The sequence below is a fragment of the Pseudarthrobacter sp. S9 genome (assembly GCF_050156545.1).
In the GTDB taxonomy this organism is placed as follows: Bacteria; Actinomycetota; Actinomycetes; order Actinomycetales; family Micrococcaceae; genus Arthrobacter.
Window position 1 is genome coordinate 33,457 of the sequence record NZ_CP189578.1, and the last position, 19,619, is coordinate 53,075.

General features: G+C 57.8%; 12 protein-coding genes and 1 pseudogene. 4 read left to right on the forward strand and 9 right to left on the reverse strand.

Annotated features, from left to right (window positions below):
- Window positions 1–78 precede the first annotated feature (78 nt).
- Window positions 79–4,992, forward strand: a complete 4,914-nt coding sequence (locus ACQCSY_RS24340) for a DEAD/DEAH box helicase (RefSeq protein ID WP_427136688.1) — start codon at window positions 79–81, stop codon at window positions 4,990–4,992.
- Between the two features lie 594 nt (window positions 4,993–5,586).
- Window positions 5,587–6,558 carry a hypothetical protein gene (locus ACQCSY_RS24345; RefSeq protein ID WP_427136689.1) on the forward strand — a complete coding sequence of 324 codons (972 nt, stop codon included), beginning with the start codon at window positions 5,587–5,589 and terminating at the stop codon, window positions 6,556–6,558.
- A 50-nt stretch (window positions 6,559–6,608) separates the two neighbouring features.
- Here ACQCSY_RS24345 and ACQCSY_RS24350 read toward each other — a convergent pair whose 3' ends face one another.
- Together ACQCSY_RS24350 and ACQCSY_RS24355 are read right to left on the reverse strand one after the other, a co-directional pair.
- Window positions 6,609–7,130, reverse strand: a complete 522-nt coding sequence (locus ACQCSY_RS24350) for a Pycsar system effector family protein (protein ID WP_427136690.1) — start codon at window positions 7,128–7,130, stop codon at window positions 6,609–6,611.
- The gene (locus tag ACQCSY_RS24355; RefSeq protein ID WP_427136691.1) at window positions 7,127–7,867 is read right to left on the reverse strand and encodes an adenylate/guanylate cyclase domain-containing protein; all 741 of its coding nucleotides are present in this window, start codon (window positions 7,865–7,867) and stop codon (window positions 7,127–7,129) included. Before ACQCSY_RS24355 ends, ACQCSY_RS24350 begins: the two co-directional genes overlap by 4 nt.
- A gap of 430 nt (window positions 7,868–8,297) precedes the next feature.
- Between ACQCSY_RS24355 and ACQCSY_RS24360 the strand changes: the two are divergent.
- A pseudogene (locus ACQCSY_RS24360) lies at window positions 8,298–8,879 on the forward strand (recombinase family protein).
- 146 nt (window positions 8,880–9,025) lie between these two features.
- Here the strand turns inward: ACQCSY_RS24360 and ACQCSY_RS24365 are convergent.
- The 7 genes from ACQCSY_RS24365 to ACQCSY_RS24395 all read right to left on the reverse strand — a co-directional run bounded on the left by ACQCSY_RS24365 (window position 9,026) and on the right by ACQCSY_RS24395 (window position 16,593).
- Window positions 9,026–9,364, reverse strand: a complete 339-nt coding sequence (locus ACQCSY_RS24365) for a histone-like nucleoid-structuring protein Lsr2 (RefSeq protein WP_427136622.1) — start codon at window positions 9,362–9,364, stop codon at window positions 9,026–9,028.
- A 174-nt stretch (window positions 9,365–9,538) separates the two neighbouring features.
- On the reverse strand, window positions 9,539–10,135 hold the full coding sequence (locus ACQCSY_RS24370) for a PIN domain-containing protein (RefSeq protein ID WP_427136623.1): 597 nt from the start codon (window positions 10,133–10,135) through the stop codon (window positions 9,539–9,541).
- 12 nt (window positions 10,136–10,147) lie between these two features.
- On the reverse strand, window positions 10,148–10,687 hold the full coding sequence (locus tag ACQCSY_RS24375; RefSeq protein ID WP_427136624.1) for a helix-turn-helix domain-containing protein: 540 nt from the start codon (window positions 10,685–10,687) through the stop codon (window positions 10,148–10,150).
- A gap of 309 nt (window positions 10,688–10,996) precedes the next feature.
- Window positions 10,997–13,435: a hypothetical protein gene (locus tag ACQCSY_RS24380; protein WP_427136625.1), complete on the reverse strand. Its 2,439-nt coding sequence runs from the start codon at window positions 13,433–13,435 to the stop codon at window positions 10,997–10,999.
- A 334-nt stretch (window positions 13,436–13,769) separates the two neighbouring features.
- Window positions 13,770–14,378 (reverse strand): recombinase family protein, encoded by a 609-nt coding sequence (locus ACQCSY_RS24385; protein WP_427136626.1) that lies wholly within the window; start codon window positions 14,376–14,378, stop codon window positions 13,770–13,772.
- 469 nt (window positions 14,379–14,847) lie between these two features.
- Window positions 14,848–15,306 carry a hypothetical protein gene (locus ACQCSY_RS24390; RefSeq protein ID WP_427136627.1) on the reverse strand — a complete coding sequence of 153 codons (459 nt, stop codon included), beginning with the start codon at window positions 15,304–15,306 and terminating at the stop codon, window positions 14,848–14,850.
- Between the two features lie 444 nt (window positions 15,307–15,750).
- Window positions 15,751–16,593, reverse strand: coding sequence for an uL30 family ribosomal protein (locus ACQCSY_RS24395; RefSeq protein WP_427136628.1), 843 nt, complete (start codon window positions 16,591–16,593; stop codon window positions 15,751–15,753).
- A gap of 1,008 nt (window positions 16,594–17,601) precedes the next feature.
- Between ACQCSY_RS24395 and ACQCSY_RS24400 the strand changes: the two genes are divergently transcribed.
- Entirely contained in the window at window positions 17,602–19,311 is a 1,710-nt protein-coding gene (locus tag ACQCSY_RS24400) for an AAA family ATPase (RefSeq protein ID WP_427136629.1), read from the forward strand.
- The last annotated feature ends 308 nt before the right edge of the window (window positions 19,312–19,619 follow it).

Sequence of the window (19,619 nt, forward strand, 5' to 3'; positions counted from 1 at the left end):
TTTCCTTAGATGTTCGCGGGAGGGCCTCGATAGGCCGCGCTGGACGGAAGGCGAACGGCGGTGCGGCAAGATGTTCTCATGGGTTCTAACACTTTCGAGCAGCTGCTCGACCGTCTTTACTTCTCGGCCAAGAATGAGCGGGACAAGGGCACGAAATTCGAGCGGTTGTTCAGGCGGTATCTGCAGTTGGAGCCCAAGTACGCCGATCAGTTCTCCCAGGTGTGGTTGTGGGATGAGTGGCCCGACCGTAATGGTCAGGTTGATACGGGCATCGATCTGGTGGCGAAGGACCGCTACACCGGGGAACTGACCGCGATCCAGTGCAAGTTCTATGACCCGCAACGGACACTGGATAAGAAGCAGATCGATTCGTTTTTCACGGCCGCCGGCAAGGTCGACTTCTCTTATGGCCTTGTTGTTTCCACCACGGACAAGTGGTCCAAGCACGCCGAGTCCGCGTTGGAGGGCCAGTCGAAGCCGATGACCCGGCTGCGGTTGCAGGATCTTGCGGATTCGACGATTGACTGGGCCGAGTTTGATCTGGACCGCCCCGAAGACATGCGGCAGATCGATCGGAAGGAACCGCGCAAGTACCAGCGCGAGGCGATCAATGATGTGATCACCGGCTTCCAGGGTTCTGACCGCGGGAAGCTGATCATGGCCTGCGGCACCGGCAAGACCTACACCTCGTTGAAGATCGTCGAGGAAATGGTCCCGGCCGGTGGGACCGCCCTGTTCCTGGTGCCCTCCATCGCTTTGCTGCAGCAGACGCTGAACGAGTGGACGGCCCAGGCCACGGTGGCTTTGCGTCCGCTGGCGGTATGTTCGGATACGAAGGTCGGCCGACGCGAACACGAGGACGTGTCCGTGCACGATCTGGCGTTCCCTGCCACCACGGATCCACAGAAGCTCTTCTACCGGGCGAGCATCAGCACCGGGCAGGAAGCGGTCACGGTGGTGTTCTCCACCTACCAGTCCATCGACGTCATCGCCCAGGCTCAGGCCCTCGGCCTGCCGGACTTTGATGTGATCCTCTGCGATGAAGCCCATCGGACCACCGGGATCACCGAGGCCGAACATGATGACTCGGCGTTCGTACGCGTCCACGACCAGGCATACCTGCGCGCCAACAAGCGCCTGTATATGACCGCGACCCCGCGCATTTATGTGCAGGATTCCAAGGTCAAGGCCGCGGAGAACGACGTGGCCGTCTACTCCATGGATGATGTGGCAGTCTACGGACCGGAATTCCACCACCTCGGCTTCGGCAAGGCCGTGGAGATGGGCCACCTCGCCGACTACAAGGTCCTGGTCCTGGCGGTAAATGAGGAAGCGGTATCCCGCTCCTTCCAAGGATTGTTCCAAGAAAACGGGGACCTGTCCCTGGATGATGCTGCCCGGATCGTGGGTTGCTGGAACGGCCTATCCAAGCGCGGCGTCAACGGCGAGCGTCTCTCCATCGGGGATACGACGCCGATGAACCGGGCGGTCGCGTTCGCCCGGAACATCAAGGAATCCAAGAAACTGGCCGAACAGTTTGAACTCATTGGCCGGCAACTGCTGGTCGAGGATGAGGATGCGTTGAAGCTCGAAGCCGGGCATGTCGATGGCACGTTCAACGTGCTCGAACGCTCCGCGAAACTGGACTGGCTGCAGGATGAGACCAAGGGCAACGTGTGTCGGATCCTGTCCAACGCCAAATGCCTCACCGAAGGCGTGGACGTCCCGTCCCTGGATGCGGTGTTGTTCCTGAACCCCCGGAATTCCCAGGTGGACGTGGTGCAGGCTGTTGGTCGTGTCATGCGTCGCTCCGAAGGCAAAGAGTACGGCTACATCATCCTGCCGATCGCGGTTCCGGCCTCCGAAGACCCGGAAACCGCGTTGAACGACAACAAGAAGTACAAGGTCGTCTGGGACGTGCTCCAGGCATTGCGGGCGCACGATGACCGGTTCGAAGCAATGATCAACAAGCTGGACCTGAACGGCAACACGAACGGGAAGATCGACGTCATTACCGTCGCCGACCCCTTTGGCCAAGGAGACAACCAGGGCGAAGGGACCGCCTCCTCAGACGGTCCGAGCACTGAAGCGCTATTCCATATGGCTAACGCGGATGAATGGCGCAACGCGATCTTCGCCCGCATGGTCCGCAAGGTCGGGGACCGGCGCTACTGGGAACAGTGGGCCGAAGACGTCAAGGGCATTGCCGACCGGCACATCATCAGGATCCGCACCATCCTCGACGGCCCCGATGCCAGGGTCCGCGACGAGTTCGCCGTGTTCCTCGATGGCCTGCGCGGGAACCTGAACGCCTCCATCAGCGAGGCTGACGCGATCGACATGCTCTCCCAACACCTGATCACCAAGCCCGTGTTCGAGGCTCTCTTCGAGGACTATTCGTTCGCCGCCCACAACCCGGTCTCCCAGGTCATGGACTCCATGGTTCTGGTGCTCGAGCAGTACAACCTGGACTCCGAGGTCCAAAACCTCGAGGACTTTTACCGGTCCGTGCGGGTGCGGGCCGAAGGCATCGACACCGCCGAAGGCAAGCAGAAAATCATCACTGAGCTCTACGAGAAGTTCTTCAAGCTCGCCTTCCCCCGCACTGCCGAATCCCTGGGCATCGTCTACACCCCGGTCGAGGTCGTCGACTTCATCCTCCGCGCCGTCGATGACGTCCTGAAAAAAGAGTTCGGGGTGTCCGTCTCGGATGAAGGCGTCCATGTGCTCGACCCGTTCACCGGTACTGGTACCTTCATCGTGCGCTTGTTGCAGTCAGGGCTGATCGCACCCGAAGACCTGCTACGGAAATACACCCAGGAGCTGCACGCCAACGAGCTGCTGCTCATGGCCTACTACATTGCGGCCATCAACATTGAAGCCACCTTCCACGGCATCCTCACCGAACATGCCATCGAACAGGGACATGACCCTAATACGGTCGGCTATGAATCATTTGACGGGATCGTGCTCACCGATACGTTCCAGATGACTGAAGATGGCGACACCCTCGACGAGCACGTTTTCACCAACAACAGCGACCGCGTGGTCAAGCAGAACGCGCTCGATATTCGGGTCATCATCGGCAACCCGCCCTACTCCGTCGGCCAGTCCAGCGGCAACGATAACAACGCGAACCTCAAGTACCCGACCCTGGACGAGTCCATCCGATCCACCTATGTGGAGCGGTCCACGGCGACGAACAAGAACTCGCTCTACGATTCCTACATCCGCGCCATCCGCTGGGCCTCCAACCGCGTACTGAACTCCGAACACGGCGGAGTGGTCTGCTACGTCTCCAACGGCGGGTACATCGACGGCAACACCGCGGACGGACTCCGCAAGACCCTCACCAGCGAGTTCCACGAGATCTACATCTACAACCTCCGCGGGAACCAGCGCACGGCCGGCGAGCAGAGCCGTAAGGAGGGCGGCAAGATTTTCGATGCGGGAAGCCGTGCCACTGTTGCCGTCCTGCTCCTCGTTAAGCGCCCCGGCCCCGTAACCGAATGCCGGCTGAATTACCGGGACATCGGGGACTACCTCGACCGCAAACAAAAACTCGCCATCGTAGACGAAGCCGCCCTCAACACCATTCCCTGGGAACAGCTGACCCCCAACGCAGAGGGCGACTGGATCAACCAACGCAACGACCTCTTCGAAACCTTCACCCCGATCGGCGACCGGGCCAAGGGTGGCAATCGAATCTTCAGCGTCTTCTCGCGTGGGCTCGAAACTGGGCGGGACGCCTGGGTTTATAACAGCAGCCGGACGGCCCTGGCCCAGAACGTTGAGCGACATGTTGTCGCCTATGAGGTAGACAGGCAAAAGACCCAACCCGGTTTGGCGAAGGGCACCATAACGGCACGAGTTGACCAATTGATACCCCAATTGAACTCGAACCAGGCGGAGATCAGTTGGACTAGGAGCCTGCGGCAGTCGCTCGCTAGGGACGAGGAAGTCCTATATACCGAGTCCGCGATTCGAACGGCGGCTTACCGCCCATTCATCAAGCAGTCCGTCTACTACGACCGCAAGATGAACCATGAATGGTCCCAGTTGGAAACGATCTTTCCAACTACGGGTGAGCAAAACTTTGGCTTCTATATTGTGGGGAACGGTTCAGCGGTGCCGTTCAGCGTGCTGATGACTGATCTCGTGCCGGACCTGCACGTCACTGGGGCCGGAAGCGGAGGCCAGTTCTTCCCCCGTTACACTTACGCCACACCAGCGCATGGCGAAGATTTGTTTGCCGAAATGGCAGCTTCGTCGCCGGACGCTGGAGCCCAGCGTATCGACAATGTGACGGACGACGCTCTGGCCGAGTACCGGGCGGTGTACGGGACCGAGGTGAGCACGGACGATATCTTCTACTACGTCTATGGCCTCTTACACTCGCCCGAATACCGTGAGCGCTTCGCCGCTGACCTCAAGAAGATGCTCCCACGCATCCCCAAGGTGCCGGGCGCGGACCGCTTCCGCGCCTTCGCGGATGCCGGCCGGCAGCTCGCCGCCCTGCATGTCGGCTACGACGACATCGAGCCCTTCCCTCTGACCGAACACCAGGCCGGCTTGGGCCCGGACCGCGACGAGTGCACCAAATACGCCGTGGCCAAGATGAAGTACGGCGGTAAGGCAGGATCCTGGGATAAGACTCGCATCATCTACAACGGACACATCACCCTCGAAGGCATCCCTGCCGAGGCCCACGAGTACATGCTCGGTTCGCGCTCCGCCCTGGACTGGATCCTAGATAGGTACCAGGTCAAGACCGACAAGGCCTCCGGCATCGTCAACGACCCCAACGACTGGTCCCGCGAGCACCAGCAGCCGCGCTACATTATCGATCTAGTGCGTATCCGGTTAGCTCAGGTTGTGTCAGCGACACTCAAAAGAGAGCCCCAAACAGACCTGTTCGTCGCCGAACCCTTCCTGGTACTCCAAAATAGTCCGCGATTAGCTCAAGTCCGAGCGTGCACCCAGCCAACCTGAGCAGACCGGATACCCACTATCGATCTAATTGCCAAGATCGTGACATTGAGCCTTGAAACCAACCTGATCATAGGAGCCCTTCCCGAGATCGCGCTGCGAGGATGTTGACGAGCTAACCCGAGGGCTGTGAGGGCACCAGTCCGTTGAAACGTGGATGGGGAAGGGCTCCCCTTTCGCTCGCCTGAATGGCGCAGCGTGCACGACACCGGTGGCAGTCGCAGATTGATGGCGTACTGTTCGCAGGTCTCAAGAGGATAGAACCGGCCTGATTCAAGAACCAGGGTTTGTAAGCCGATCCTCTGGAGGAAAGCAGGAGTGGCCGGGAATCCGGGTGTAAAGATGGTCCCGTGGAGGAACAACTGAGCGCAGATGAAGCGGCGGAACTGGTGGACAAATCGGGCCGGTGGTTTCGCACAAATTGCAGCTGCTTCGGGACAAAGGGGACCTTGGATCGACGTGGTGCTTGGCAGGATCCATCCGAAGCGAACGGCGCCTGGACGATCAGGGCCAAGGCATCCCCAGTCTCACTGGTCATCATTATTGTCGGACCCCGGAACTAGGCTGTGAGCAACTACGGACGGGAATGGGCAGCCTTTGGAACTTGATCAGCTATTAGATTCGGTGTATCAGCGGACAGCTGACAGATTTGAGCGGATGCCCAAAGTGGAGTACAAAACCTCCCTCGACTTGGAGAATCTGCCTGTAGATGCGAAGACTTGGCACCGTTTGGATGATTTGGTGGCCGTTTTCTTTGATCTGAAGTCCTCAACCAATCTGGAAAAGGGCCGCCGTCCAGCCAGCACAGCCAGCATTTACGACGCTGGAGTGGGAGGTGTGGTCAAGATCCTGGAAGCGTTCGACGCGGACTTTGTCGATATCCAAGGAGATGGCGGGTTCGGGCTTTTCTGGGGGGAAACGCGCTATGAGCGGGCTATGTGTGCAGGTATTTCCATACGGACCTTCAGCACAGACTTCACGCAAAAGCTGGAGCACAAGTGGCCGGAGGCGCCGTCTACTGGATTCAAAGTTGGAATCGCAAGTGGCTCCATCTTGGTGAAAAAGGTGGGTTTGCCGCGGCACTTAGACCTGCAAGAGCCCGTTTGGGCAGGCAGACCGGTCAACTATGCGGCAAAAGCGGCGCAGCAAACTGATCCAGAGCACCTCCTGGTTACTGGAAGCGTGTGGGACGAGATAGAGGACAATGACTTTCTCGCGTTCTCGTGCGGCTGTTCGGATGGCAAGCCAGATGCAGTATCGCCCAGTCTTCTGTGGGAGGAACGAACTCTAGACAAAATTCCTGACGACGACCGGTTTGGGCAGGCGTTGAAAAGTGGGTGGTGCACGATTCATGGTGAAGAGTTCTGCACCGCAATTCTTGCCGGCGAAACGAAGAGAGCGGGCGTTATGGAGAAAGCACTCCATAGCCGAAACCTGCTGGCTTCTGGCTCGGTTGAAAAGAACGAGGCCAGCAAGCGACGCAGGCGAGCACGGGAAGAATTCAGGACGGAGTTCACGCAGGAACGCTTCCGACAGCTGCGAGCCTTGCTCGACGAGCTGTCCCGCTGACATTCAAACGTACCCAGGGGCGCCCGCAGAACAAGTCAGGCGAAGGCCGGTTACCACGTTCGCTGTGCGACGCCGCATATGATCAGGCATGCGCCCCCGATGCCGCCACAGAACAGCGAACGTTGGACCCACTCATGTTTCTGCCAGGCTATGTCTCCCATGACTGTTATTTGACGAGTCAGGACAGGAAGAATGTCGCCTTCGCGGAGGGCCTTCGCGAGCTCTTCAGCCTCCCAGTGGCGGACATGCCCGAAGTAGATGTAGTTGTCCGGGTACGACTTTCTCGTGGCTTCGGATTTTAGCCGCGGCGTTACGACGATGATGGCGAAGAATGCCGCTATACCGAGCAGAGCCAGCCCAATCCAATAGAGTCCAGCCACGGTCGGGCCTTGAAGTGCAGAGTACAGCCGGCCCGGTGCACTGAGGGCCACGACGGTGGCTATCGCTGCTGTCTCAAGGGTGAGGGCGAACGATGCTTTAACGTCGACTTTGGCTGTCCAGTCAGCTTGGGCGGCATGTATTTTCCAGGCGCTATCGACGGCACCTTTATCGTTAGCGTCGTCCACGTTCACGGCGTGCGCCTCCAGCCGCTCTGTCGAACGGAGACTAGGTGCGGGCCGGCTTCGACGTTTTTTGCGTCCCCCCACATGTGCCGTGTGGGCTTTCCGCCATTCTTTTGTGCATCATTGAGCATGCTGTAAACATTGGCCGTGATCGTGATGGGTCCAGCCTCAGCGCCTCGGAGTCCACTGAGTTTTGCAGCGATATTGGGTGCAGCCCCGATTGAAACAAGGTCATTGTGGTTGTGTTCGCCCGACCTGTTATGAACGCCAGCGCGAGTTATGAAGGCAGGGCCGGAGTCAATGCCAATGCCGTGAGTGACGGTCCAGACGGTACTGTTCGACGACTCCAACCGCTTCTTTATCTGGGGATTCAGAATTTGATTCACGTACCAGTTGATTTTGAGCGCCGTGTCCACTGCGTCGTTCCTCATGGAGTCGCCAACGAAGATACCCATCACCCTGTCACCGTCGAAGCTCTTGATGCTCCCGCCTTTGGCGCGAATGAGCTCGCAGGCGCCGGCTAGGTACATCCCAACAACGCGTGCGGCGAACTCGGGCTTGTACCTCTTCTGTAGAAGCGTCGATTGAGCCAGATCGGCATAAAGATACGCAGCGTCGATCTTGACCGCTCCGTTCTTGAGCGCAACATGTTGCGTCTTGGGCACTCCAGCGCCGTCCGTCGTCTGCCATGCCTCCTCGAGCAGCGTGGCGGCCCTGAGTGCGATTCTGTCGGATAGCGCGGACAATTTTCCCCTTTATTGAATGTTGGATCAACAATACTGACCTAGTCCGACAGGGTGGCGTCCTCCCGCTCTGAGGTAAGACGCGATGGGTCGCGACCGTTACTGACGTGCTCCGCTACGCCATCCTGGACGGTAGCGGCTCGCTAGCCAGGGCCGACGGCAAATGCACCGCAGTGGCTGGCAGTCAGGCGCCCAGCATGCCGAACGCTGGCGGGGGAGGAAACCGGCGAAGACGGTCAGAACTCGATTTCGATATCAAAGGTGGTCAATAGGGGTAGGGAGCGTTTCTGACCGTCTGGCTGGGGTATGCCCCAATCGGATGTCAGGACCGCGACAGGAAGTCATGTCAGGCTAGGGTCGCTTTCCTGGTTCCTTGACACCCGAGGGTAGGGGTCTTGGGGTTCAACCTGACCCTCTTCGTCAGGAAGGCATCATGGCCGGGCAGCCCATCGGATACATCAGGGTCAGCAGCCTGGACCAGAACACCCAGCGCCAGCTCGAGGGCATCGAGCTGGACCGGATCTTCACGGACAAGGCCTCGGGGAAGGACATTAAGCATCCAGAGCTCGATGAGCTGCTGCGCTTCCTCCGGAACGGTGACGCCCTCGTCGTGCACAGCATGGACCGGCTCGCCCGGAACCTCGATGACCTCCGGTTCCTGGTGCAGAAGCTCACCAGGAAAGGTGTAAGGATTGAGTTCTTCAAGGAGCATCTGGTCTTCACCGGGGAGGATTCCCCGGTGGCGAACCTGATGCTTATGCTTTCGGTCATGCGCGCCTTTGCCGAGTTCGAGCGTGCCCTGATCGGTGAACGCCAGCGGGAAGGGACCACCCTGACCAAGGCCCGCGGCGCATACCGGGGGCGCAGGAAAGCGCTCTTGCCGGAGCAGGCAGGGGAGTTGGGGAAGCGGGCCGCCGCGGGCGAGTAGAAGACCGGCCTGGCCCGCGAATTCGGCATCAGTCGCGAGACCCTCTACCAGTACCTCAAGACAGACAGCACTGCGCAGCCGAAGTAACCGCATTCCGCCGTTAAACAAAGTGAGGCCAGAACTCGAACAAGTTCTGACCTCATTGGTGTATCGTGAGCGGTGCACAAATGGATTGGCGCGCCTGACCCAGCCAGTATCAGCCGGCTGAACTCCAGATCCGGGTTGAACGGCCCTTAGTGTGCGGCTTCGTACTTTTCCACGATGTCAGCCTGGATACGGCCGCGGGTATTGACCTGCAGGCCTTGGCCGGCCGCCCACAAGCGGACTTCGCGGGCATTGGAGGAACCGGGACGGGTCGCCCGGGTCCGCCCGCCGGTCTTCCGGGCTGCTTTGGTAAAGCGGCTGAATACTTCACGCAGTTCGCCTGCATGCGCATCGTTGAGATCGATTGCATATTCGACGCCGTCAAGGGCAAACAAAATTGTCTCACTTGCCTTGGAGCCGTCGAAGTCATCTTCTAAAAGGGTTACTACTCTTTGTGTCATAAGAAAAGCATAGGCCTTCGTAATCACGTCGCTTGGCCATTATTTTCTTACCGAGCTCAGGCGGCAATCCCCGGCGTTCAGAGTGTCCAATGAAGACTTCGCCGTGCCACGCGGAGAGGCCATGTCAAAGTTCGCAGTTGGTGTTTTCCTCCACGTCCTCTCCTCAAACATTGGGTTCGGCATCACCTGATGCAGCGGGGCTTATTCTGCTTCGCGCTGTGGGAGCACAGACCGCATCGAATGCACCGCTGCTGCCATCCCGTAGCGGCTGACCAGCACGTCCAGTATCTCGTCTACTGTTTCCTTCGGCCCGTTGCGGCCGGATCGAGATGCCATCTCCTCCACCGCATGTAGGGCCGTTGTGGGGCTCAGGTTCACAGTTTCCCAGGCAAAATCAGCGGGACTTATGACGGTAATGCGTTGGGGCAGTAGATCCTGAGGAAAGTCCTTCATGTTCAAAGTGACGATCGATCCGGCCCCTGCAATTACGGCTGCGGCAACAACATGCTCGTCATCAGCGTCCGGGAGGCCGTAGGCACCCTCCAAGGCTTCCCAGCCCACGACTTCTGAATCGATGAAGGCGCGACGCATATTTTGAATCAGCGAACTAGCTAGCGTTGCTGCGTCGTCTGGAGCCGTGCCGCGCTCGATTAGTTTTCGGGCCTCGTGAAACTCGAGCTCCTCGAGTACCGCGCTGCTCCACACGGGTCGATACAGCCCTTCGACTGCTAATGAGAGCAAAAAGTCGCGCTGCTTGCTAGGCCACAGCACACATGTATCGAGAAGTGAGGTAAACACAGCCCAATCATGTCAAACAGATTTAGCCGCCCGGCGGCGCGCCGCGACTACCCGCCGGGCTTCCCGAAGATCAGCGAGAGTTTTATCCATGTCGTCTTCTGAGTCAATCGCCACCGATGTTGCTTCGAGCGCTTCATATTGAGCCGCTCGACGCTTTTCTCGGTAGTCAAGGACATCGCGAAGCAAGACGCGGCGGTGGGTGCTTACTTTTTCAAAAGGGATATCGCCGGCGTCTAACAACTTCACGAGTGTTGGCCGGCTGATTCCGAGCAGGTCCGCTGCCTGCTGTGTTGTCAGTGTGCGGCTCTGCGGCGAGACGGTTACCGCCAGACCTTGGCTCATTGCATTGATGACCTGTCGCAGCACTGCATGGACCTCAGAGGGGATCTCTACCTGATCGCCAGGCTCAGATCCTGCCAGAAAGTACCGCGGCTCAATGGGTGAACGGCCAGAGGCAGCGTGGGCCGAAAGAAAATCATAGATTTCCGCCATGCTGCGCGAGTTTTCAGCGGGGACGAAGGTCTCGGATTGAAGTGCGTGCTGGGTGCTCATATGATTCTCCTGTTGCTAGCTGATACAAAAGTAACTTGTTTCGTTTCTTTCGTCTAGCTGCACCTTACTGAATGCTCCGTCTCGCCTTAGACGGCTCGGCTTCCTCGATGAACGCTTCCGGATGGCGGATGCGCAAGTCGCCACTGAGGAACGTCCAGTCCGGGACCGGACCGCCGCCGTACGTCTGCCCGCCGTGCGTGGTCCCCCGTTGTATGCATCTCACCGGCTCGCGCCAGAGGCTAAGTGCGCCTCTTGGAAGCCGGAAATGCGGGCGGGTTCGCCACATCCTTCGATTCAGAATCATCGCGATTACTTCTTTATTTTTCTACCACGAAGCCGGACTGTCGGCCTCCGTGCTGACGGCGGGATGGCCCGGCTCCGCCCATCGGCTCGCCGCAAGCCTAGAAGGCTAACAGCATCGTCCAGGAGCTGGTCGTCATCAGGCATCGGTTGGGAATTCTGGTAGAGAACAGCGACAGTATTGCCGGCCTCATCGAGATGGATACCAAGCGCCCTGTCCGCCTGCATCTGATGCTTCTTTGCCCGCATATAGATCTCCAACATATCCACGGAATCATCGAGGTCTCTCGGCGATGCAGTCACGAAGAGTAGGGCATAACCCCAAGGCCCAGTGAATTCTTGAAGCGCGGAATGGAACTTTCCGCTCGACCGTGCCCGACTCACTACGGTTCGAATGTCCGCTGCCAACTTAGACTGCCCGGCTCGGGAGAGATTTAGCAGATCGGCTCCGAAGCGCAGCCAGCCCGGTTTGTGATCCTCTTCCAGAAACTCAACGAAGCGGTGGATTTCAGGATCGTCCCGGCGTTGAGGTTTGTCGGCGGGGGCACTCGATGTCCCGTCCATGTAATAGACCCAAGCGTCAAGAGGATCCGTGAACGTTCCGACTCGCACAGGTGCTTGGCTGCGGTATCGGGCACGGTCCTTGCCCGACGGTCGTCTCGACAAGGGAAAACGGGCATGAAGCTCATCCGGATCCGACTCAAAATAGAAGCCGCCGTCCAAGAACCACATGACTAGGTCCAGCTCATCGGAGGCGACGAACAAACGCGCTGCCGCCGGGTCTGTCCGGCGTCGCAGGTAAAGCAGGAATTCGGCAGGCGAACGCAGGAGTTCTCCGACGAGGAGCAAGTCGTGCACAGAGACGATCCACGGCATGGTCGTTCCTGTCAGTATTCCGCCACGCACGAGCGTGTCGGCGGCTATGGCCAAAGGCCCGAAGTCCTCTAGCGAGACAACGACGGTGTGAACTTCTCTTATGGATGCGAGGTCCAACCACTTGCCGTTGTCGCGCCACAGACCGCCGTTAGCGAGGATCAGTTCCTCGAGCCGTTGAGCCTGCTTCGTGGCGGCCCCAATCGTTTTCTCCAGGTCCTGAGTTACGCGTTGAACGTTTCCACTGCGCGCTTTCGCAGACAATGCTCCCGCCTTGACTTCCAGGCAAACGGCGACGTCATCAACGACTATCAGCCCGTCGCTCTCCACCAGCTGCCCTAGAAGTTTCGGTTCTTCAGCATCCTTGGATAATTTTCTGATTTCGGATCCAACACGAGGGGCAAGATATTTCAGGGCCTCATGCGTGGGACCCGATACCCCGAGCAACTGTGACAACTGCCGTGCAGCCATCTTTTCCACCAGCCTGTCTCGCTGTCGGCTGTAGCTCTGCCACGCCTTCGGGGAAGCTCGGAGAGAGGCTTCGAGCCGGGGTCGCACCATCTCGGCCTTGATTCCCGATTGAAGAATCGTGTAGTTCCCTTCAGAATCCCGAAGGGCCGCAACGGCACGCAGACTGTCCACACCATGTACAAATTTCGTGATGTCCTTCCGAGCATCGGCAGAGCGAAGTGGTTTGCTGAAAAGAGCAAGAATCTTCTCTATCTGGTCAGGGTCGACGCCGCAGTATTGGACGAGCCCACCGGATGTGAACGGCGCTTGAGCTACTGATTCCCGTGTGGCCTCCTCGAAAGCTCTGGAGCGATTGGCGGGAACTTCGTCACCCTCGGCCTTTGGAGACCCGCTGTCGTCCCCAACGGCCCCCAACACCTTCCAGATGGGGTCCAGTGAATCCTGATAGCGCAAACTAATCGCTTCTGCGACCTCTTCGATGTCGTCCATAGTGAAGCCAAATTCACGAAGGAGGATAGACCGGATGCCGGTTGCCCCCAAAATTTCACGATTGACTAGGCTGTATGTCCTCTCGTAATTCTGGCCCCGAACAACTAGATCGTGGGAAACAAGTTGTCCGGCCAGTTCCCGCAAGGGCCCGAGCTCTACATTCTCGCGTACCGCCATGGTCAAAAACATTCCTGCCCGAACGACGGTACGAGCGTGGCGGGCTATCTGAGGAATCAGTTCCGGGTACGGTGGGGATTCAATCGGACACGCCCCAGGGGTCCTCAAGTCTCCCTGGCTCAAAGCCAAAATCGCCACTACATCGATGGCTGCTGGCACCTGCTCCGAGGCGCTCTCGCGATATCCATCCAGCACCATTGGGAATTCGTGACGGCGGATAAGCTCCACAATTTGGAACGGGTCATGTCCAGTCATCAGCCGCAGCATCGCGTCGACCGACTCTTCAACCAACGTTGGGGCCTGAGCAAGCATGTCCTCCAGGCAGCCCCCTGCGGGAAAATGTCCGGCAAGGTCGTCGAGCCGGGCCAGGAACGATTCCTCACCGCCTGGCCCGGGGACGACTACGCCTCTTATGGGCCCAAAGCTGTCCGTCGCCATTAAGTGAAGGATGGCTGCGGTCGGGTGGCGCAGGTCTTGTTCACATAGTTAGATTAGCCAGTGCAACGCAAATGCCCGCCCAGGTTGCAAGAGCCGGGCGGCTGCATGCCATGGCTGGCCGTGCCGTTTCGATGAGTGGTGGAGAGACGCAGACGATCCGGGTCACGAAGAACGGGTACAACCCCAGCCCCCGTGGACGCATCAGTCGGGTCATCAAACAGGCCTACGACGCCCAGGGATAGCCAGAGCGCCCAGCGAAAATGGTGCCTGGATCTGATATTGGCCCTGTCGGCGTCACCACAAGTGGTTGGTGAGTTCGGGTTGTTTGTACGCCTCAGTGAGTCTGGGAGGTGATCCATTGCCGGGCGTCGAGCTCGCCGATGCGCCGGTACAGGGTTGCCCGGGACATGCCGAGGTCACGGGCGACCTGGGTGGCCGGCTGGCCGGCGTCAATCAGGCGGCGGGCATTGTTAATCTGGCTGTCGGTGAACCGTTCCCGGCGCCCGCCCAGGTCCCTGCCTGCGGCCCGGCGCTTGGATACCGAATCGGTAATCCGTTCCCGCTTGATCTCCAGTTCCATCTGCGCCAGGGCTGCCATGACGGTGAAGACCATACCGCCCATGGGCGTGCCGGTGTCCACGTCCCCGCCGCCGAGGTTCAGCACGCGAAGACCGCTGCCTCGCTTTCGCAGTCCTGTGGCCAGCTCCAGCATGTTGGCGGTGGATCGTCCCAACCGGTCCAGTGTGGTGATCACCAGGGTGTCGCCCTCATGCAGGGCATCAAATGCCAGGCCGAACGCCGGGCGCGCTGCTCTGGCGCCGCTGACCCCATGGTCCATATAGAGGTCATCCCTGCGTACTCCGGCAGCCAGCAGGTCCGCGATCTGCCGGTCGGTGTCCTGTGCCCGGGTCGACACCCGGGCGTATCCGATCAGCCTGCCCATTTTCAGCTCCAAAGTGTCCCGCAACAGTGGTTGACCATCGCAATTTGGCTTTCTACTTACAGGACATAGTAGCAAGACAACACAGTCGTTGAAGCGTCAAGGGCATTGACATGTCTCGATTAACAGTCTTGCAACCCAAGAGTTTCGAGACTTCCAGGAACGTTGCAACCGGGCCGCCTCCATTCGGGAGTATGCGGGCCCGTCAGCTCTAGCATCGCCGGGGGAGTCTTCAGGGTGCTGGGGCTCACCATGATTGACCCCGCTTACGAACGCGGGCACACGCGCCTTGGCACCAGGTATCCGGGGCGGTCGACCGTTCTCCGAATCTGGCTCGGCGCTAACTCACAGGGTTGACAGATGCTGCTCCCCCGTGGAGCCACGTCTACGGGACGGTGTTGCTATGAGGTACTTTTGGCCTCACCCAACGCTGACACGTAGGGGCCAACGGCGGGCCCTACTTAACCACCATTTACTTCATGTAGAGAGCTAAAAACACCAAGGCTAAATTAATAATGATGCCTATCAGCAGAACGAGAGATATTCCGCCTTGATTAAAGCGGGCATATGTTGTGGGAGGAGTGAAAAAAAGAACCAAGATAACGCTGAGTGGTAGACCAGTCAGGATGACGACAATTATCGCAAACATAGCACTGGAATTATCAAATAAGACAAGTATGCCTGGCGCGGTTACAAGGGAAACGCTGGCGACGGCCACCCCATCCGAGTCACGGTTGAATCGGGCTTGCAAAGCCTCGGCACCCAAATTGGGTAGGGGGTCGTACTCGCCATCTTTATTCGAGCTCATCCACTCCTTTTTCACATATTCAAATAGTAACCTAGAAAATGCCCATTGAACAAATTGACAAAAAATCAATGCAAAAATTGCTAGAAGAAATGGCAGCCACGCCGCGCTGATCGATGTTTTCATTTCACCACACTAAAAAGCTCGGCCCTGCCTTAAAGCGATTTCTACGACTGTTCGCAAGTCTAGCTGCGACCCTTACCTCCACATCCCCGTTCGGTGGACATGACGGTATAAAGGGTACAAAATCAACTGCTTCAACGACACCCTCACAGTCTCGAGGGCGAGTTCGCACTCGGCGGTCCTGAATTATCCACCTCTTGTCGTCAGAATCTGACAAGTGAAAGTATATCCTCTCCCTTGGACCGCGAATTTCGCTTTTAACCGTCACCTCAACGGTTAGTGGATAGTCATTAATCAGTCTATTGACATGACGTTCAGCGCTGGTCGCGTCGATGACGACGCCTGATTTCACGTAGAGGCCGGCTATGCCATCAACCTTAAGCGTTATGAAGCCATCCTCATCATCCGGAAGAAAAGGAAATCTCATAATCTACCAATCACGTGCTATTAGAGTGAATTCATGAGTTTAATTTTTGTCGCGATGGCGCCAGGATTTGCACTAATCGACTTACTCCCCGTTTCAGACAGCAAGGCGGTAATTGTTCGTCTATCTACGGAGGGTCCAATAACTGCAACCTCCGTCATGGACTCGGAGTCTTCCAAGATTCCATTCGCATGAGAGGACCAGAATATATCAAAGTTTTGAAATGGAATCCTGAAAAATTCAACATTAGATGTCTCGGAGTGTACATACTCCAGGATGTCAGCGGGTGTACCTCTCCCGGTTCGGGTTTCCCCGTCTTCGTGAACCCCAATCAATCCGACCTCGTTCAGCAAAGGAGCACCAGCCCGCGAGGCCATGAGATCGACCGCAATATCGGCTGACAAGCCTGATGTCCACAATGCCGATACGCCGCCGTCAACTGTTTCGACACTTAAGTATTCGTTTCGGTTAATGAACGATATTTCAGATTTGCCGTTCGCATCGCCGCTGTTTTCATTTAACATTGTCATGCCCCCTTGGCGAATGGTGAGCCTGTATTTCCCCTTCGGGACGAACCCTGGGAGTTCGACGATTTTGAGAAGATGCTGCACCTTCCTAATTCGCCCAAACGCTGCTGCGTCATCGCGACTAATGACAGCCGACGAGTTGATACCGCGCAATCCAAGGTGTCGAATATTTGCCTTCTGACATCGTGTCGATCCGATGGTGGAGCGTTTCTGGACAAGACACACATCGCCCCCGAAGCTGGTGAGTCGAGACCCACTGACCTTTGTTTGATCGATATCACAAAGCGCGGCAATGGGGATCTGGAGTTTGACACGAAGTTCCTTGCGGCGTTCCGCCATGGTTTCCCGGATGGTAGTGGGCTCCCAAGTTGTAGTGGACAAGTATCCTCCTCCGAAGAGTAGGCGTCCTCAGGGCTATCCTTCCCTGAGATTCGCCCTACATGAAGACAGGGATATTGCAGCCCTGTAAACAATTTCGAACTTTCCCGTACTAGTGGGTTTGAACACCAGTCGGGGCATGGTGGGGCTGTCAATGGATCAGGCTTTGGTCTAGTGACTCGGGTGCATCCTTCTGGATTTGGACACACGGAGGTTCGATTGGAACTCGCACGGAGACGGCTCATGGCACTCAATTCGGTCAAGTAGGAAGATGCCATCCTTACGAGGATTATGCTCCGGCGCTGGCGCGTCGTCTACAACCAAGCACATAAGGAACGCGTGTCGAGCGACGTACGATTTCCACGTCATGTGTTCTACTCGGTCGTCAGCGTCCGTACGAGCGAACCTCAGGCCGGACACCTTTTGCCCGGGTTGCGCCGATTGTCATTCATGCGGCGCTAGTGCCCCGCAAGGATCAGATCCTAGCCAGTCCAAAATGTCAATCAAACTCAGCAGTCCCGCCTCCCGACAAACCACCGAAGGGACCACCCCATCGGGAAACGGCCACCACCCCGAGCACCAGATAGTTCCCCAGAGCCTATGGGTTAAGGTGGCTCTGCAGTACAGTCGTTGGCCCAGTGCTGCAGTTACGGGGCCGTCACCGTGCATTCAGTCGGGCGGGGCAATGGGCGCATCGAGCCCAGCAGCAACGGCGCGGGCGATCAAGAGCATTTGGGTGCGCGTTGGACGACGACCGCCATACGCCCGTGTGCTTGAACCGTTCAGTCACACGTGGGCAAGCCTCTGTCTAGGCGTGAGCGCTTCGCGCTCAGGAGCGGGATAGCCACACTGCGGCGCGGTGAAGGCCCGGCCAACACGACGGTATATTGCAGCGGGACAGTGACCCTGCCGGCGGTCTGAGTTTCGATTATCGATATCAATCGTGAGCGATAAGCAATGATTGGGATCGTGCTAATCAACGGATTCATCTTTCGCGGCTATAGAAGCTTCTCATCAGCCCAGCCAGCAGTGCTCTTCCCTCTACGCAGGGTCAATCTCATCGCCGGCCAGAACAACACCGGAAAATCCAACATCCTGCGGGTGATTGCTGACACGTTCACCGAGGAGAAGGGGAAAAGGCCCGTTTCAAAGTGGGATCGCCCGCTTGGAGATGCCGAGCATACCTTCGCTCGGCTGGAACTTCATGACATTGCCCAGGTCCTCACCTGGGGAGAGATGGGAAGACAGTCCGCTGAGCGGTTGGAGAGTCTTCGGAGTTTCCTCCGTCTTCCGGGGATAGCTTCAACCCTGGGTGCCGACCTCGTGGCTTTCGGAGTTTCAGATAAAGGTTTCATCGAGGGTGAAGCCTTGAAACAAATGGCTCGCGAAGCAGGCGGTGGCGAGCTGGCACGCGTACTGTCCAGCGAACTGACAAGTACCACAGGCGGAGGCGCAGGAGAAGATGCTTACCGGGTTCTTGATTGGATTGCCAGGCAACGCGCGCTTCCTCCGTCCGCATATACCGTGGGCGGCGTGAGGTCAATCTCTGACGACAGTGGAGAGGATCCCGATTTGAACGGGCGGAGCATCAAGCGCCGCCTCTTGGAATTGCAGAATCCATCGACCGATCGTTTGAAAGACAAGGAAGTCTTTCTGAAAGTGCAGGACTTCGTCCGCGCTGTTCTAGACGACGTGACCATCACAATAGACCTACCTCATGATCTGTCGACTATCCACGTCACCCAAGGAGGACGCACCCTTCCCATTGAAAACGTTGGAACCGGCGTTCATGAAGTAGTGATCATTGCGGCGGCAGCGACGGTCACTCAGAACTCAATTTTGTGCGTTGAGGAACCCGAGGTCCACCTGCACCCGATCCTCCAGCGCAAGCTGCTTCGATATCTTGCTTTGAGCACAACGAACCAGTACTTCATCGCCACTCACTCTGCCCACATGCTCGACTCAGAGATCGGTAGCATTTTTCACGTTACCCGCGAGGATGGCGTTTCAAGCCTCAGGTACGCCGGTGCCGCGCGAGAGAGGGCTGCGGTGTGCGCAGACCTCGGATACCGTCCATCGGACCTCGTGCAGACAAATGCTGTCCTGTGGGTTGAAGGACCCTCTGACCGCATCTATCTCAAGCACTGGATCGAGAAGCTCGCTCCAGGCAAATTCGTTGAAGGAACGCACTACTCCATCATGTTCTATGGCGGAGCCTTGCTCAGTGCACTATCGCCGCTTGACGCCGAAGAAGTTGAGGAGTTCATCTCCCTTCGCAACCTTAACCGGTACATGATGGTCTTGATTGACTCCGACAAGAAGAGCAGCCGCACGGGTCTCAATAGCAGTAAGCAACGGGTCATAGACGATCTCAACAACGACCCATCGACGGGCATGGCGTGGGTAACCGCAGGCTACACGGTCGAGAACTATGTACCGGAACATGTGCTTACCGATGCGATACACGTTGCCCACCCCTCCACCAAAGCACGCACCCTTCCCAGCCAAAAACGTTGGTCGAGTCCCCTGACGACCGACCGCCTCGGTATCAAGCAGCCGAGCAAAGTCGCGATCTCGAAAGTTGCAGCGCAGAACTGGGGCAACGAGTGGCCCTTCGACCTGAAAAAGAAAGTGCAGGAGGTCATTTCGCTTGTCGAGGCTGCCAATAGCCATACCTAAATCGTGTCCGGAGAAGCCCGCCCTCGGACGGGCCGACTCCTTCTCCCAGTCCGATTCTGTGTCTCGAAACGTCTGCGTCTCGAAACGCATGCCATACAAGACGACTCAAACACCGGGAATGCGACACCGAGCGATCAACGAATACCGAGAGCAAGGGTAGGTAACGACAAGGAGAAGGCAGCAAATGCCGCGGCGGCTGTGGCTCAATGGCAGGCACGAGCGTGGGTAGTATGGCCAGCCCGGCTCCCCGGGCCATGGCCGCGGCTGAGGCACCCGACGACCTCTCCCTGTAATCTCGTTCCATTACT